The sequence below is a fragment of the Chitinophaga pinensis DSM 2588 genome (assembly GCF_000024005.1).
Classification (GTDB): Bacteria; Bacteroidota; Bacteroidia; order Chitinophagales; family Chitinophagaceae; genus Chitinophaga; species Chitinophaga pinensis.
The window spans coordinates 5001380-5016551 of sequence record NC_013132.1 but is presented as its reverse complement, the minus strand read 5'-3'; the positions used below and the strand labels follow the sequence as shown (position 1 = coordinate 5016551).

The 15172-nt window shown below is 45.7% G+C and carries 11 protein-coding genes; 5 read left to right on the top strand and 6 right to left on the bottom strand.

What is annotated here, in order from left to right; genetic code table 11:
* The first annotated feature begins 192 nt into the window (after positions 1 to 192).
* Both rocD and CPIN_RS20015 read left to right on the top strand, forming a co-directional pair.
* Complete coding sequence (gene rocD / locus CPIN_RS20020) at positions 193 to 1425, top strand: ornithine--oxo-acid transaminase (protein WP_012791664.1); 1233 nt, start codon at positions 193 to 195, stop codon at positions 1423 to 1425.
* 6 nt (positions 1426 to 1431) lie between these two features.
* Positions 1432 to 2076 carry a VIT1/CCC1 transporter family protein gene (locus CPIN_RS20015; RefSeq protein ID WP_012791663.1) on the top strand — a complete coding sequence of 215 codons (645 nt, stop codon included), beginning with the start codon at positions 1432 to 1434 and terminating at the stop codon, positions 2074 to 2076.
* A gap of 243 nt (positions 2077 to 2319) precedes the next feature.
* On the opposite strand, the gene CPIN_RS20010 is transcribed toward CPIN_RS20015, so the two are convergent.
* A complete protein-coding gene (locus tag CPIN_RS20010; protein ID WP_012791662.1) occupies positions 2320 to 2700 on the bottom strand; it encodes a hypothetical protein in 381 nt (126 codons plus the stop codon).
* 9 nt (positions 2701 to 2709) lie between these two features.
* Positions 2710 to 4908 (bottom strand): S9 family peptidase, encoded by a 2199-nt coding sequence (locus tag CPIN_RS20005; RefSeq protein ID WP_012791661.1) that lies wholly within the window; start codon positions 4906 to 4908, stop codon positions 2710 to 2712.
* Between the two features lie 248 nt (positions 4909 to 5156).
* On the opposite strand from CPIN_RS20005, the gene CPIN_RS20000 reads away from it, so the two are divergent.
* The gene (locus tag CPIN_RS20000; RefSeq protein ID WP_012791660.1) at positions 5157 to 5399 is read left to right on the top strand and encodes a hypothetical protein; all 243 of its coding nucleotides are present in this window, start codon (positions 5157 to 5159) and stop codon (positions 5397 to 5399) included.
* Here CPIN_RS20000 and CPIN_RS19995 read toward each other — a convergent pair whose 3' ends face one another.
* The 3 genes from CPIN_RS19995 to CPIN_RS19985 form a co-directional block, all read right to left on the bottom strand.
* Positions 5400 to 6308, bottom strand: a complete 909-nt coding sequence (locus CPIN_RS19995; RefSeq protein WP_012791659.1) for a YihY/virulence factor BrkB family protein — start codon at positions 6306 to 6308, stop codon at positions 5400 to 5402.
* 70 nt (positions 6309 to 6378) lie between these two features.
* Positions 6379 to 6804 (bottom strand): hypothetical protein, encoded by a 426-nt coding sequence (locus CPIN_RS19990; protein WP_012791658.1) that lies wholly within the window; start codon positions 6802 to 6804, stop codon positions 6379 to 6381.
* Between the two features lie 57 nt (positions 6805 to 6861).
* On the bottom strand, positions 6862 to 9312 hold the full coding sequence (locus tag CPIN_RS19985; protein WP_012791657.1) for an AsmA family protein: 2451 nt from the start codon (positions 9310 to 9312) through the stop codon (positions 6862 to 6864).
* 66 nt (positions 9313 to 9378) lie between these two features.
* On the opposite strand from CPIN_RS19985, the gene CPIN_RS19980 reads away from it, so the two are divergent.
* Entirely contained in the window at positions 9379 to 11193 is a 1815-nt protein-coding gene (locus CPIN_RS19980; RefSeq protein WP_336469976.1) for a glycoside hydrolase family 15 protein, read from the top strand.
* Between the two features lie 153 nt (positions 11194 to 11346).
* Here CPIN_RS19980 and CPIN_RS19975 read toward each other — a convergent pair whose 3' ends face one another.
* Positions 11347 to 13521, bottom strand: coding sequence for a bifunctional alpha,alpha-trehalose-phosphate synthase (UDP-forming)/trehalose-phosphatase (locus CPIN_RS19975; RefSeq protein ID WP_012791655.1), 2175 nt, complete (start codon positions 13519 to 13521; stop codon positions 11347 to 11349).
* A gap of 597 nt (positions 13522 to 14118) precedes the next feature.
* On the opposite strand from CPIN_RS19975, the gene CPIN_RS19970 reads away from it, so the two are divergent.
* Complete coding sequence (locus CPIN_RS19970) at positions 14119 to 15063, top strand: aldo/keto reductase (RefSeq protein ID WP_012791654.1); 945 nt, start codon at positions 14119 to 14121, stop codon at positions 15061 to 15063.
* Positions 15064 to 15172 lie beyond the last annotated feature (109 nt).

Here is a 15172-nt window from a genome sequence, read left to right as displayed (position 1 = left end):
AAAATTCCCCATAGATATTTGCCATAATAAAATAATTCTTAATTCTTAATTCTTAATTCCTAATTCTTAATTCTTAATTCCATACACCAGCCTCCCGAATTATACCTTATTTTCACAAATTCCGCCTTCCTCTCAACAGACTGACCAATTCCTAATTCCTAAATCCCCAATTCCTAATTACCTTTGGGGAGTATGTTACACACATTTAATATCAGTGAAAAGACCCAGCATTTTCTGGACCTGGAAGAACAATACGGGGCTCACAACTACCATCCATTGCCCGTAGTGCTGGATCGCGGGGAAGGTGTTTTTCTCTGGGACGTTGACGGTAAACGTTATTTCGATTTCCTGTCAGGTTATTCTGCGGTGAACCAGGGGCATTGTCACCCGACAATCATCCGCGCCTTAACCGAACAGGCACAGCGCCTGACATTGACCTCCCGTGCTTTTCACAATGACCTGCTCGGCGAATACGCTGCCTTTATCACCCGCTACTTCGGCTACGACAAAGTATTGCCGATGAACACCGGCGTAGAAGCTGTGGAAACAGCGCTTAAACTGGCCCGCCGCTGGGGCTATGTGGTAAAAGGTATTCCCGAAAACCAGGCTAAGATCATCGTATGCGCCAACAACTTCCATGGCCGTACCCTGAATGTTATTTCCTTTAGTACAGATCCTTCTTCCCGGACGAACTTCGGTCCGTTTATGCCGGGATATGAAGTGATTCCATATAATAACCTGGCGGCACTGGAAAGAGCCCTTCAGGACAACAACGTAGCCGGCTTCCTCGTAGAGCCGATACAGGGAGAAGCTGGTGTGATGGTACCCGATGACGGATACCTCTCCAAAGCCCGTCAGTACTGTGAAGACGCCAACGTATTGTTTATCGCCGACGAGATCCAGACCGGCCTTGCCCGTACGGGAAAGATGCTTTGCTGCGACCACGAAAACGTACGTCCGGACATCCTGATACTCGGAAAGGCACTCTCCGGAGGTATCTTACCGGTAGCCGCCGTACTGGCAGATGACGAGATCATGCTTACCATCAAACCGGGTGAACATGGCAGCACCTATGGTGGTAACCCGCTGGCCTGTAAAGTAGCCATCGTAGCACTGACTGTATTGAAAGAAGAGAAAATGACGGAAAATGCTGCCGCAATGGGCGAACTGCTCAGAAAGGAACTGGCCGCGCTCCAATCTCCTCATATCAGCACTATCCGTGGAAAGGGGCTGCTCAACGCCATCGTCATCAACCACGCTCATCCGGAAGCAGCCTGGGACCTTTGTCTGGCACTGAAAGAAAATGGTTTGCTGGCCAAACCCACCCATGGCGATAAAATCCGCTTCGCACCGCCATTGCTGATCACAGCAGCACAGGTGAAAGAAGCTGTCGCCATCATTGCTAAAAGTCTTGAAATATTATAGCCGCGCATGTCCAAAGAGCAGAAAGCCATCCGTAGCAGCGGTTGGAAAACAGACTTCCTGATAGGATTTCCTGAAGGATTGTTATTGCTGTTGTTTACCACCTTCCTCTCACAGGGATTACCAATAACAGTACAACTATTCTATACCATCAATACCTGCATATGGGTAGCGGGCAGCCTCCTGGTGATGATCACCGCCTTCCAGGCAAGCCGGGGCGATACGCAACATGACGAAAGCACACTCTCTCCGGAAGAAAGAGAAAAACTGGAAAAACTTAATATCAGTGAGCCTATCATCCGGAATATCGCAGATGAAATGCAAAAAGACGCCCAACAGTGGGAACAAACCCTGCGGGACGAACACGTCGAGGAACGTCATTTCAGTTTCGCGACAGCCCTTCGCAGCGGTCTCTTAACCGGCATCTTCTTCCTCATAGGCGGTCTGCTCCCCTTCATCTCCTATCTGCGGAACGAGAACTTCGCAATGGCAGCTTCCGGTAGTGTCATGATCACCTTCCTGGCCATGACAGTTTTCAGTTTTATCAAATCACGCCTGACCAGTCAGTCGCCCATCCCGATCATTCTGCGTAATCTGGCATATACAGGAGCGGTTTGGCTGGGGGCGTATGTGATGCTGACGATATTTAGATGAATTAGGAATTAGGAATTAAGAATTAAGAATTAGGAATTGTTGTCACTTGTGTTTCTGCGAATATAATTGACGGACGGTACTTAAAATCTTATAAATAAAGGCGTCCGTTACCAACGGACGCCTTTATTTATAAACGCTGAAATGTAACATTTCAATAGCGAAAACAATAAATACATATTATATCTCCTCTACGCTTCGCTGCATTCCAATTCTTAATTCTTAATTTTTAATTCTTAATTATTCTCACTTCTTCCCGTTACTAAATATCACACTCACAAACGCCACAATTGCTGCCAGTATAGAAAGATACAATCCTATCTCTCTTTCCGGACAAACTCCCATCTCACATCTGGAGAATAATATAAAGTTCCTGAACGTCCAGGCCACCAGGAATGCGGTAATGAAAAGATTGATACGGGCAAACCATTTACCACGTAATGCAAACAATACACCTGCCATCACGGCTACGGCTATATTCAATTTACCTGGTTCACCAAAACTTGAACCCACCGTATTCAGACCTGTGAAAGCCAGGTGTTTACTTTCAATCGTCAGCCATGGTAAAAATGCGCTGACGATGACTACGATGACTGAAACTAATCCTATTATATTTGCTCTGTTCATAATTCGTTATTATCTCGCTCCCGGAGGACAATGCTCTTTCAGGTAATTGGTATATAATGCAGAAAGGTGCTGGAAAGTACCTGCTCCTTCACTGATACTATGCGTACGGTTAGGATAAGACATAAACTGGAATTGCTTGCCATTACGGATCAGTTCATTCTGCAGCAACTCTGCATTCTGGAAATGTACGTTATCATCACCGGTACCGTGTATATAGAGCAAATTACCCACTAGTCCTTTGGTGTAGGTCACCGGAGAACCTTTTACATAGTCTTCGCGGTTTTCCTGTGGTAATCCCATATAACGCTCCTGGTAAATATTATCATAAGTAAACAAACTACCTACCGCTGCAACAGCAATACCTGTTTTGTAGATCTGCGGATAACGGAACAACAGGTTTAGCGTCATACCACCGCCACCACTCCAGCCCCATACCGCTACGCGGGAGGTGTCCAGGTAAGCGTGACGTTTAAAGAGCTCCGTTGCAGCCATCGCCTGATCCTGCATATTCACCTGCCCCACCTTACGGTAGATCGCTTTACGCCAGGCACGGCCTTTCGGTAAAGGTGTACCACGGTTATCCATAGAAATATAGATATAACCGTCCGCCGCCATATCGCCATTGTAGATGAAATTGCGTCCTGCGCCAAATTCGTCTTTAGCAGTAGCAGCTGCCGGTTCGCCGTATACATAGAATACCACCGGGTATTTCTTCGTAGAATCGAAATTAGCCGGACGGGCCATCCAGCCATCCATGGTCACACCATCAGCAGTAGTCACCTGGAAGAATTCCTGGCGGATTGCAAAACGGGAAGTCTGTAAGTCACGGATGATACGGCTGCTGGTCGCATCTTTATGCTCCGGCAGATATACCAGTTCTGAATGTGGCTGATAGTAGTGATTAGAGAAACTGTGCAGGGCATAGTCCGCAGTCGGAGAAATCTCATATTCATGCGTACCTGATTCGGCCAGCGGAGAAACTCTTTCCGGCTGACCTTTACCATCCAGGGACACTCTATACAGATACTGCTGGGTTGCATTGTCAGGAGACGCCAGCACATAAGCAAGGTTATGCGCTTCGTCGATACGCAGCAGGTTGATAATATCATATTGACCTGGTGTGATCAGGGTTTCTTTACCATTCATATCGATGCTGTAGAGGTGTCTCCAGCCATCTTTCTCACTGACCCATATGAAGGATTTACCGCCATTGGTCCAGTCCCATCCTGCCAGTTCATCATTCCAGCGGGAACGGATGTCTATCCAGGCAGAATCGCTTTCTTTATAGAGTTCTGTAGTTTTACCGGTAGTAGGATTCGCCGTATAAAGAATACTCTGGTTCTGTTTTCTGTTCAGCTGCTGCAATATCAGACCGGTACGGGCAGGATTCCACTCCATACGGGTAATATAATGCTGCTGCGCATCACCGGGAACCTGCAACCAGATCGTTTTGGCGGTTGTAATATCTACCACACCTACGCGGCAGGCAGACGGACTTTCACCTGCTTTAGGATATTCTACCGGAACGGTGTAGGAATACAGGGAATCGGTATTATCGATCATCAGGAAGTCCCTGATCTTACGGGCATCAATCTGCCAGTAAGCGATTGCACGGCTGTCCGGGCTCCAGCGGAAACCATCGCGACAGTCAAACTCCTCTTCATATGCCCAGTCAAAAGTACCGTTGATAAGACGACGGGTACCATCTTTTGTCAGTGCCTTGATTTTATGAGTAGCGAGTTCTTCTACATAGAGATTATGTTCGCTGACGTAAGCAACTTTCTGTCCATCGGGAGAAAATTTCGCAAACATTAGGGAAGAGGCGGGTAATCCTTTACCCAGTTGTACCAGTTTACCGCTGGCAATATCCAGCACCCAGTAGTCGCCACGGGTTTTATAGCGCCATACTTTCTGCGCTTTTGTATAAATCAGCCACTTTTTTTCATCCGGTGTATAGGAGAAATCTTCTATTTCAAGTACTGACTGCCCTTTGGGCGTCAGGAGGGCCGGAGCGATCTTCTGGGTAGACTGACCGTCTTTGGCGCTATACGCGGCAATACCGCCATTGTCTTCCGTCTGGTAAAAAGTCTTTCCGTCGCCGGACCATTTCACATGTTTCCATGGCTGTGCACTGGCACTACCTGCGACCATACAGACTAAAAAAGTGAGTACCCTGCTTCCAGGGCAGCTGAAATAACGTAAACGCATCTGGTAAATTTGAAACGGCAAGATAAATCATTGGCAGGAAAATGGCGCGTGCAGTTTGTGGAAAACTTATTGTGGAAAAGTTTTATACAAGTGAGATACAACAAGTTATTACTTAAATTAATATATTTATACCGTTAAATTGTGCATGAAAATTGCAGTATAAATTTCTGTGAATGTTCGCCGAATACGTATATTCTAATTTAATCAAACTTTATTTTCTTTAATATCCTCTGAAAAACAGCATCACCATGATCCAGGTAACGTATACCTACAAAAACCGTGAATTCCTTCAACTTGAAGACTCTTTTATGAATCAGCTGGTACAATTGGGCGTAAGACAAATGCACGCATTACTGGAACCTCTCTCCGACTCTCTTGTGAATGAAACTGGTAAGATCCGTATCAATCTTGATCAGCATCCGAAAATCGAACTGGAAGGTTTCAGCAATCCTGTGAAAGACCAGATAGAAATGGTTTTACGGGGAGAATAATCAGCGGGCTTCCACATCGGCCAGTTCATAGAACGTGGCATGACGCAGTGGCTGCATCGGACGATGTTTAAACTCGCTCCAGACTTTAGTAAATGCAGCGCCGTAATAGAAGATAATAGCACTATAGAAGATAAACAGCATCAACAGCACAGCGGAGGCTGAAGCCCCATACAGGATTCCGATATTACCCCCATACAGTAAACGGCGTAATACCAATTTACCGATACTAAAAAGTACTCCCGTGAGCAGCGCTCCCGAGAAAGCGACTTTCCATGTCGGCCGGGCATCCGGCAGATAACGGAACAGTACCGCAAACCAGCAGGTAACGATCAACAGGGAGACCAGCTGTGTAAATACCCCGCTGAATATAAAAGCAGCGCTGGGAAATAATTCATTGACATAATTACCCAGAAAGGCATGCGCACTTTCACCCAGGACGCTGGCCAGGAACAACAAACCGGCAGCACCGATAACGATCAGTGAGCGTAATCTTCCAAGCAGCGAATCCAGGAAACTTTCCCTGACAGCTATACGTATCATCCATACCTGGTTGAGGGAACTCCGGATCACTTTCAACAAAGTGGTTGCTACGAATAAGAGAAAGACGAATAATATAATGGCTATGGGCCAGGTTTGTGCCAGCCCGCGGAAACCTCTGAGCGTGATCACTACCTGTTGGGCGCTGTCCTTACCGACCAGTTCTCCCAAGCGCCCGATAAGCTGCCGGCCAATAGACCGGCGGTCGAAAAGCAAACCAAATACCTGCAATAAGATCAGCAGAATCGGTGGTAGCGCGAAACTGGCGAAAAAAGCAGTCGCTCCCGCCAGTCGCAACGGGTCATTATTTTGTAGTACCTGAAATGAAACACGCAGTGTGCGTATAATGCTCTTGAAATACTCTCTGGACATTAATTACGAAAACATGGTCCGCTCATTAAAGTATAAAAACCATGCCTTTTTAAAGTGAAAAGCTCTCAGACTAACGCCCGAGGATGAAAAAGTTTTGGGTCACCTTTACCCTGTCAGGGATGGTAACGCCATCAAAATGTATACTGTTAAACTGAAAACTGCTGTCCGTGAGATGGGTAATCTCACAAAGCGTCGTATCCAGTTTGAAAAAGGCGTGTGTCACCGCTTCATAAGGGCGGGTGCTGGAACTATTATCCCAAAGCATCACCGCATCTCCTTTCCCCTGCCCATTGATCTGAAAATCAATATAATCAGTACCAGGGCGATTTATGACGTCGAATCGCGTAAAAGCAGTATCCCCATTCTCAATGGTATATTCCTTATTAATAACCTGATGGATATACCACTTACCATCATAGCCAGGTTGGTTGACTGTTGTGTCGTCTTTCTTACAGGCGGCAATAAGCAACAATGCCGAAACCAGCAGTTTTTTCATAGAAGAATTGATTGTCAGGCGCTAAATTACTATAAAACGGCTGTTCAATTCAAAAAGTTACAATTCTGCCTCTTCCGGTTTGTCCTTTTTACTCCCTAATTTGATTTTTACCTTCCCATCTTCCCCGTCCATAGCATGTAAATGCAGGATAATCCCTTTTTTCCTCCGCAGCTTTTTTTCCTCCTTATCCAGGTCTTCATCCTTTTTCGGATTCCTCAAAGGTACCGTGATATACATGTCTGTTCCTTTGGTCATGGCATATACACCCGAAATGTCCATATAAAGGGCGCTGGAATTGATCTGCATGGGCGGCACAATGATCTTGTTTCCCTGGAGCGTCAGTGTATTTTTAACATTATCGAAAGTGATATTATCCAGGTTCCGGCGACGGAACACCAGGTTGCCGATATCTTCCAGCGGCTCAAAATGCACCAGTGCACCCTGTCGCAGGTCAAAGGACAATGTGCCGTACATAGATTGTGGCGACATTTTCCCGTTATCCAGGATATTACCGCTGATAGCAGCTGTAGCGGACAAAATCCCCCTGAGATTTTTCGAACTCAGCGACTGCATTCCAAAATTGTTAAAAGCATGAAACAGCTGATCCACATGTACGTTCCGGATGCCCGTATTGATCTTAAATCGGTTATTGATTCCGTCCTGCGTCATTACGCCGCTCATATTTATAGTGCCACCCGCATGGGTCAGGGAGACCTGTCGCAGATTCACATTACTCTCCTTCATGGAAAGATCAGCCTTTACCTGCTGGGCCATAAAATTCCCATAGCTGAGTTTATCCAGCTGCACGCTGATATTGATGATACAGGAGCTGAGCATTACATCCAGCTGACTGGCAATACGGCTGATCTTACGCCTGTTGGCCGCTACACTGGTACGTTTGCCCTGCCGGCGTTTGCCCAGGAAAGCCTTGAATTCATTCAGATCGATGCCTGTACTACGCACCTGCCAGTCCAGTTCCAGTTTCTCCGGCGCTGAAAAGTAAAGTATGGCGATATTCCGGACGCTTCCTTCCATCTGCAGACTACTCTTCTGCGTTTTGATGGTAATATTCTCCATAGAGAGGTCATTGCCATTAAAGAGCATCAGGGCATTACAGGCACTGAATTGCAGGTTCCTGGGTGTATATTCCATGGCCCCGTCTTTCAGCTGAACCTGTCCCTTCAGATAAGGAATAATGGTATCCCCGGCGGTGATTCCCCCCTTGTAATACAATCCTGCTTTAGCTGTACCACCTGTAAATTTAAATACCCCATCCTCTCCCTGGGCATCGTTCAGGTCCGTCAGCGGAAAATCCGCCTTAAAATAACCTGCCAGTGTAGGATGCCGCAGGTTTGTAATATCGATCGTATCAGCAGCTACCGGAATGCCATAGGTACGGGCTTTCAGTCCGTAGATACTGACCACAGAGTTCTCATCCGTATGTTCTCCCGGTTGCCATTCATTCGAAAAACGTCCTGTAAAGCTACATTCCTGTAATTCCATGCCCTTTGTCGTGACATGATTATTCTCGGTTTTCCAGGTCACATTCACCCCTGGCTGATCACCCGGTTGCATCCTGCCTTTTATCACACAGTCCGCATCCAGCGGATTGTCCAGGTTAATACTATCCAGTTTGGCGGTGATCTTTGGCGTCAGCATGGAGGTAGCCAGATGAAAAGGGATCTGTTCGGCAATAATGTGCACGGTAAAGGGACGCGGCTGATCGCCAAAGGAAAAAGAGGCGCCCGCGCTAATCTTCTGATCTGCTACATACAATACCTGTTGCGGGATTTCAAGCAGCTTCCGGCTCCTGTTATAGGTAATTTCCAGGTCTGTCTGTAAGGATTTATCTTTCAGAAAACTTCCCCTTTCGGTATTAAACGCCAGACTGGCCACCTGCAGGGCGGTGCGCATATTACACACCCAGCCGGAATCATGGTTACGGAGGTTCCCTCTGAGGTTCCGGATAGCAAAACTGAATAATTTATGTTTTTGTTGATTATCGATCACAAGGTTGACATTATTCAGCTGAAAACGGGTAATATCGGCAGCTATGCCTTTCCCACCTTCTGCCTTTACTTTTGTATTCTTTTTAAGCATACCGGTATTGCTGTAACCCGTGCTGTCAGTGAATAAATAGATGCTTCCTTCCTCCAGGGATATCTGTTTGATATCCAATTGTTTTTTAAGTAGCGAGAAAGTGTTTATTTTTACGAAGATACGTGCAACATCTACTAAGGGATGATGGTGTATATTCCACAGGCTATCCTTAACACTCACTCCTTCCAGCGCAACCGATACATTCGGAAAACTGCGTACCAGTGAAGGTTCCATGTCTTTTATCAACAGTTCTCCTCCATGTAGTCTGTCATTCAGCCGATCGCTGATCTGACGCAGAATCTGGGCTTTGTTATGCCGGATATGCCATGCTAGTCCGAGCCATAGCAATATGAGGAGGCCAATCAGGCTACCGGAAACAATCAGGGTTATACGAAGCCATTTCTGCATGTAGGGAATTTACGTGAAATCAAAAAAGAAGGTTTTTAGTTCTTAATTAACACAAAATGTGCCGTATTGGAATGGCTTTTGTGTCTTAATGAATCACTTATGGAAAGACATACGTATCAGACAGGCATTATTGGCAATTGTGCGTACCTCGCACATGTCAATCTAAACACGAACATAGACTGGCTTTGCTGGCCACGAATGGACAGCTCCTTTATCTTCGGCGGTATGCTGGATAAGAATAAGGGGGGAGAATTCTATATCCGCCCTTCGGGTGAGTATACGTCCAAGCAGTACTACCTGGAGAACACCAATGTACTGTGTACGGAAATCACCAGTGAGAGTGGAAAGTATCGTATTACGGACTTTGCTCCCCGTTTTCATCAGTATGAACGGTATTTCAAACCCCTCATGCTGATACGCAAGATAGAGCCACTGGAGGGCAATCCACGTGTGAAAGTGAAATGTAAACCCGTATGTGATTACGGCAGTGGTTTTCTGAAGGCCCAGCGGGGTAGCAATCACATTGAATTCCTGGGATGTGAGGAAACCTTACGCCTCACCACCAACATTCCCATCAGTTATCTTTTTGAAGAAGAATTTTTTGTCCTGAATGATGAAAAATACCTGCTGCTGACCTATGGCCATCCATTGGAGGCGCCATTGAATGCCACAGCAGAGCGGTTTCTCCGTGAAACTACCCTCTACTGGCGTACCTGGATCAAACATTCCAACATCGCCAATTTCTACCAGCCGGCCGTTATCCGTTCTGCCCTCACCCTGAAGATTCACCAGTATGAAGATACCGGCGCCATCATTGCCGCCAGTACGACCAGTTTGCCGGAATACCCGGGTAGCGGACGTACCTGGGATTATCGTTATTGCTGGTTGCGCGATACTTATTACGTTATTACCGCACTGAACCATATAGGGCATTTTGAGGAAATGGAGAAATATTTCAGTTATGTGGCTGATATCTCCTTCTCGGGTGACTACCGTTATCAGCCTTTATATGGCATTACAGGCAAAAAGAACCTTATAGAGCAGATATTGCCTCACCTGGATGGTTATGAGGGGAATCAGCCCGTACGCATCGGTAATCAGGCGTATGAGCATATACAGAACGACATCTACGGACAGGTACTGATTTCTATGCTGCCCCTGTATACGGACCATCGTTTCGTCTTTTCAGAAAGAAAAGATTCGGCGTGGTGGCTGGAATACCTGCTCAATAAGATCGAACACACAATTGATGAAAAAGATGCGGGCATATGGGAGTTCCGCAACTTCGCAAATATTCACTGTTACAGCAACCTGTTCCAGTGGGCCGGTTGTGCTGCAGCAGAGAAAATGGCGCGTACCATCGGGAATCAGCAACTGGTAGAAAAAGCCATTGCATTAAAAGACCGTGCGGCAGCACATATTGAAAGCTGTTACGACCCTGTCAGGAAAGTATATACCAATGCAGCCGGCAGTCAGCATCTCGATGCAAGTACTTTACAGCTGATCATGATGAACTATCTGGATCCGGCTTCAGAAAAAGCACGCGATCACCTGGCGGCACTGGAGAAAGAACTGAAAACGCCACAGGGATTATTCTATCGTTATCTGCACTCAGATGATTTCGGCAAACCGAAAGCTACCTTCCTCGTCTGCGCATTCTGGTATGTAGAGGCATTGGCCTGTGTAGGACGTATTGATGATGCAGTGCGTGAGTTTCAGAACCTGCTGCAATATTCCAATCACCTGCAGTTATTCAGTGAAGATGTGGTAGAAGAGAGTGGCAGCCAGTGGGGTAACTTCCCGCAGGCCTACAGTCATGTGGGACTGATGAATGCTGCGTACCGGATATCCATGAAACTGGATGTACCGATTTTTCTTTAACAGACCAGACATTTTTTGTTGAAGTAAGAGGGTGCTCATGATGAAGAAGGGCATCCTCCTTTTATACTAGCTAAATAGAACAATAAAAGTAAAAGGGCTCGCCTACGGCGAAGCCCTTTTTATGTTGCATTAGTAATCTGCGGAATGAATGGTTTATCCTGCCACCAGCGTTCTCAGAAACGCTCTTACTTCATGATGGTTTCTCAGATAATATCTTGCTGCCGACACCTGGCTTCCCACCTTTATTGTCACAGCATCACCGGATAGGGCTTTGAATATGTCTTCATCTGTATGATCGTCACCGATCGCCAGTGTGAATTCAAACTTTCTGTCCTGTAACCAGGTCAGCGTCGCTTTACCTTTATTGATCTCCACATTCTTTATTTCGATTACTTTATCACCCGGCAGTATCTGTAGTCCGATATCGTTGGTAAAATAGCGGAGGGTATTCATCAGTTCATTGGCACGTAATTCCCCCAGACCTGTTTCCACTTTGCGATAATGCCATACGAGCGAATAGCTTTTCTCTTCGATGAATGAACCTGGCGTGCGGTCCATATAAGTATCGAGAATAGGCATGATGTCCTGTTTCCAGTTAGCATTCAATCCGGGAATTTTCTGCCAGTCTTCGCCATATTTCTTGTGCCATGCACCATGTTCTGCAATCAGATCAAGCGGGAGTTGTCCCAGCCATTCTTCCAGCGTTTCATGTTTACGACCGCTGATCATTACAACATGATTGGCTTTATCGTGCGTAAGTGTTTTGAGCAGCTGATAAAGTTCCTGATCAGGAGAGGCCAGATCTATATTCGCCTGGAAGCCGACCAGCGTACCATCGTAGTCAAGGAAGATGACACGTTCCGGCGCTTTCTTATAGTGATTGCGTACCTGTGATTGCATATCCATACTCATACGGCGGGCCAGCATAGATTGCTGCAGTTGTTTTACTTCCTGCAAACGTGTCATAAACAGTTTTACCCAGTGAGAAATATTGAATTTCTGCACGACCTGCCGCATTGATTTCATACGACGTTCCTGTTCTTTCACCGGCATGTTAATCGCCTCATGTAAAGCCCTTGCAATAGCGCCGATATTATTCGGGTTTACAATCAATGCATCAATCAACTCTTTAGATGCACCCGCCATCTCACTCAGAATCAGCACACCATTATTATCTTTCCGGCTGGCTACATATTCTTTACTCACCAGGTTCATACCATCCCGCATCGGCGTTACGAGTCCGACGTCCGCGAAGTTATATAGCGCAGACAATACTTCTACCGGGAATGAGCGGTAGAAATAATTCACCGGGTGCCAGTTCATCGTACGGAAACGTGCATTGATACCACCGGCCAGCATGTCGATGGCCTCTTTTAATTCTTTGTATTGCGGAACAGTATCCCTGGAAGGAACAACGATCATATACAATACTACTTTCTCTGTGTATTCAGGATAGAGTTGGAGAAACAATTCGAATGCCTGTAAACGCTGGATGATACCTTTGCTATAATCGAGTCTGTCGATGGACAGCACCAGGTGTGTATTATGGAATGTTTCTTTCAGGTTTTCCAGTTGTCGCAATACTTCGGGATCAAAAGAAAGTTGTTCAAACTTTTCATTGTCGATACCCATAGGAAAGGTTTCAGCGATCACTGCCCTGTCATTCACTGTCACGACGTTAGCAGACGCGTTTACTGGCAGCAGACGGGTAACAGCGTTCAGGAAATGATGGCTGTCATCGAAAGTATGGAAGCCTAAGAGATCTGCGCCCAGCATACCTTCCAGCAATTCCACACGCCATGGTATCAGGCGGAAAAGTTCAAATGAAGGGAAAGGAATATGCTGAAAATAACCGATCGCCACATCAGGCACTTCTGCGCGGATCATGCCTGGTAATAATAGTAACTGGTAGTCATGGATCCAGATCACATCACCTGGTTCAGCGACTCTTAATATAGCGTCTCTGAATTTACTATTTACCTGATAATAGAAATCCCAATATACCTGTTCGTAGCGGGCATAAACGGACATATAGTGGAAAACAGGCCACAGTACCTCGTTTGAAAATCCCTCATAATAGTTGTTAATCTCCTCCTGTGTCAGGTACACAGGCATCAGATTCATCTCACCTAGTTGTTCAGTAATTTGTGGTTGTGCAGCCTCACTCACATCTATGCCCGGCCATCCTATCCAGATATTGTAGCCTTGCCTGTAAATGGAACCCAAGCCTGTAGCCAGACCACCTTCACTGGGATTCAACATATAGTCTCCATCCTTTTCAGTGATCTTTACCGGTAGTCTGTTAGATACAATAATGGTTTTACTCATAATACAGTTTTAAATCAAAAAATCTATGCTGATATCAATGCCAGTCCCGATATACGGAAAGCAGTTTACAAAAAGCGCACCTGAAAAATAGATACGGAAAGAAAGCAGTCTGATAAAATAGGTAACAATGACTGCGGGTGTTCGACGACAAATAGACGACAATAGCTGCCAATATACGGAAATTTATGGTATTCGTTTTGAAACAAACTCGTACATTGAAGTATGAATGAATAAAAAAGTATAAAAATTATCCATAACAACAATCAGCGTAAACATGCTGAAACACGCTATCAATAAAGGATCAGCGCCACAATAATAAAATCAGTAGCAGTGGTATAAAAAATAGGTATTGTGTAAAATAAAAAATTGGAAGAGGCTGTCTCATTGCAGCTGAATCAAAAAATATAACACGCAATACATACCATAAAATGAATCATGCACGCAAAAAAATAATGAAGATCTCTGTTGTATATAAAGATTGCGCTTACAAAAAATCACACAATAAAACAACAGCAATAATACGGTGAGCAATCACCCTCTAAACATACAAACAGTAACAAATTTTTACTCATTATAAAACCAAATCAAAGCAGCATAATGGAAAAAAGACAATTGGGAAAATCGGCATTACAGGTGGCACCTTTGGCTTTTGGCGGAAATGTTTTCGGCTGGACAGCAGATGAAGCTACTTCTTTCTCTTTACTAGATGCATTTATGGCGGGAGGCTTTAACCTGATCGACACGGCAGACTCCTATTCTCATTGGGCGCCTGGCAACAGCGGTGGAGAATCAGAAACGATTATTGGTAAATGGTTAAAGAAAAGCGGCAAACGTGATCAGGTGGTCATTGCCACTAAAGTAGGTGGCGGAAAAGTAAAAGACCTCTCTCCTGCCTATATAGAAAAAACGGTAGAAGAATCATTACGCAGATTGCAAACAGATTATATCGATCTGTATCAGTCGCACTATGACGATCTTAAAACACCCATCGACGAAACACTCGCTACCTACGACAAACTGGTGAAAGCGGGCAAAGTCCGCGTAATAGGCGCCTCCAACTTCAGTCCTGAAAGACTGTTACAATCACTGGAATCCAGCGAAACAAACGGCTTTCCCCGGTACGAATCCCTACAACCTGAATATAATCTCTACGACCGCCAGAAATTTGAGCGTGAATACCAGCCGATCACTCAGGGCTACAATCTTGGCGTTATCAGCTACTATTCCCTCGCCAGCGGTTTCCTGAGCGGCAAATACAGAACAAAGGAAGACGCCTCCAAAAGCACCCGTGGTGAAAAAGCCGTAGGCTACCTCGACGAACGCGGACAAAGCATTCTCGAAACCCTCGACGAAGTATCCGCAGACTTCAAAACCACACCCACCAGTGTCGCTATCGCCTGGCTTGTCCAACACCCCGGTATCACAGCTCCCATCGTCAGCGCCACCAGCACCCAACAACTGGAAGACCTCCTGAAGGCCACTCAGCTGGGACTAGACGCAGGCGCATTAGAAAAGCTCAACATCGCCAGCGACTATGAATAGCATTGAAGGCTTACAATACCGTATAATAGAGATGACAAGAATTGATGTGCATGAGGATATAGGATATAATAAGCAGAATAGAAGTAGCAGTGAAAGACCACGCTATCGT

Coding starts and splice junctions, on each gene's coding strand:
- CPIN_RS20005 (WP_012791661.1), bottom strand. CDS start 4,908: ATGCGTTTACGTTATTTCAGCTGCCCTGGAAGCAGGGTACTCACTTTT.
- CPIN_RS19995 (WP_012791659.1), bottom strand. CDS start 6,308: ATGTCCAGAGAGTATTTCAAGAGCATTATACGCACACTGCGTGTTTCA.
- CPIN_RS20000 (WP_012791660.1), top strand. CDS start 5,157: ATGATCCAGGTAACGTATACCTACAAAAACCGTGAATTCCTTCAACTT.
- CPIN_RS19975 (WP_012791655.1), bottom strand. CDS start 13,521: ATGAGTAAAACCATTATTGTATCTAACAGACTACCGGTAAAGATCACT.
- CPIN_RS20010 (WP_012791662.1), bottom strand. CDS start 2,700: ATGAACAGAGCAAATATAATAGGATTAGTTTCAGTCATCGTAGTCATC.
- rocD (WP_012791664.1), top strand. CDS start 193: ATGTTACACACATTTAATATCAGTGAAAAGACCCAGCATTTTCTGGAC.
- CPIN_RS20015 (WP_012791663.1), top strand. CDS start 1,432: ATGTCCAAAGAGCAGAAAGCCATCCGTAGCAGCGGTTGGAAAACAGAC.
- CPIN_RS19990 (WP_012791658.1), bottom strand. CDS start 6,804: ATGAAAAAACTGCTGGTTTCGGCATTGTTGCTTATTGCCGCCTGTAAG.
- CPIN_RS19970 (WP_012791654.1), top strand. CDS start 14,119: ATGGAAAAAAGACAATTGGGAAAATCGGCATTACAGGTGGCACCTTTG.
- CPIN_RS19985 (WP_012791657.1), bottom strand. CDS start 9,312: ATGCAGAAATGGCTTCGTATAACCCTGATTGTTTCCGGTAGCCTGATT.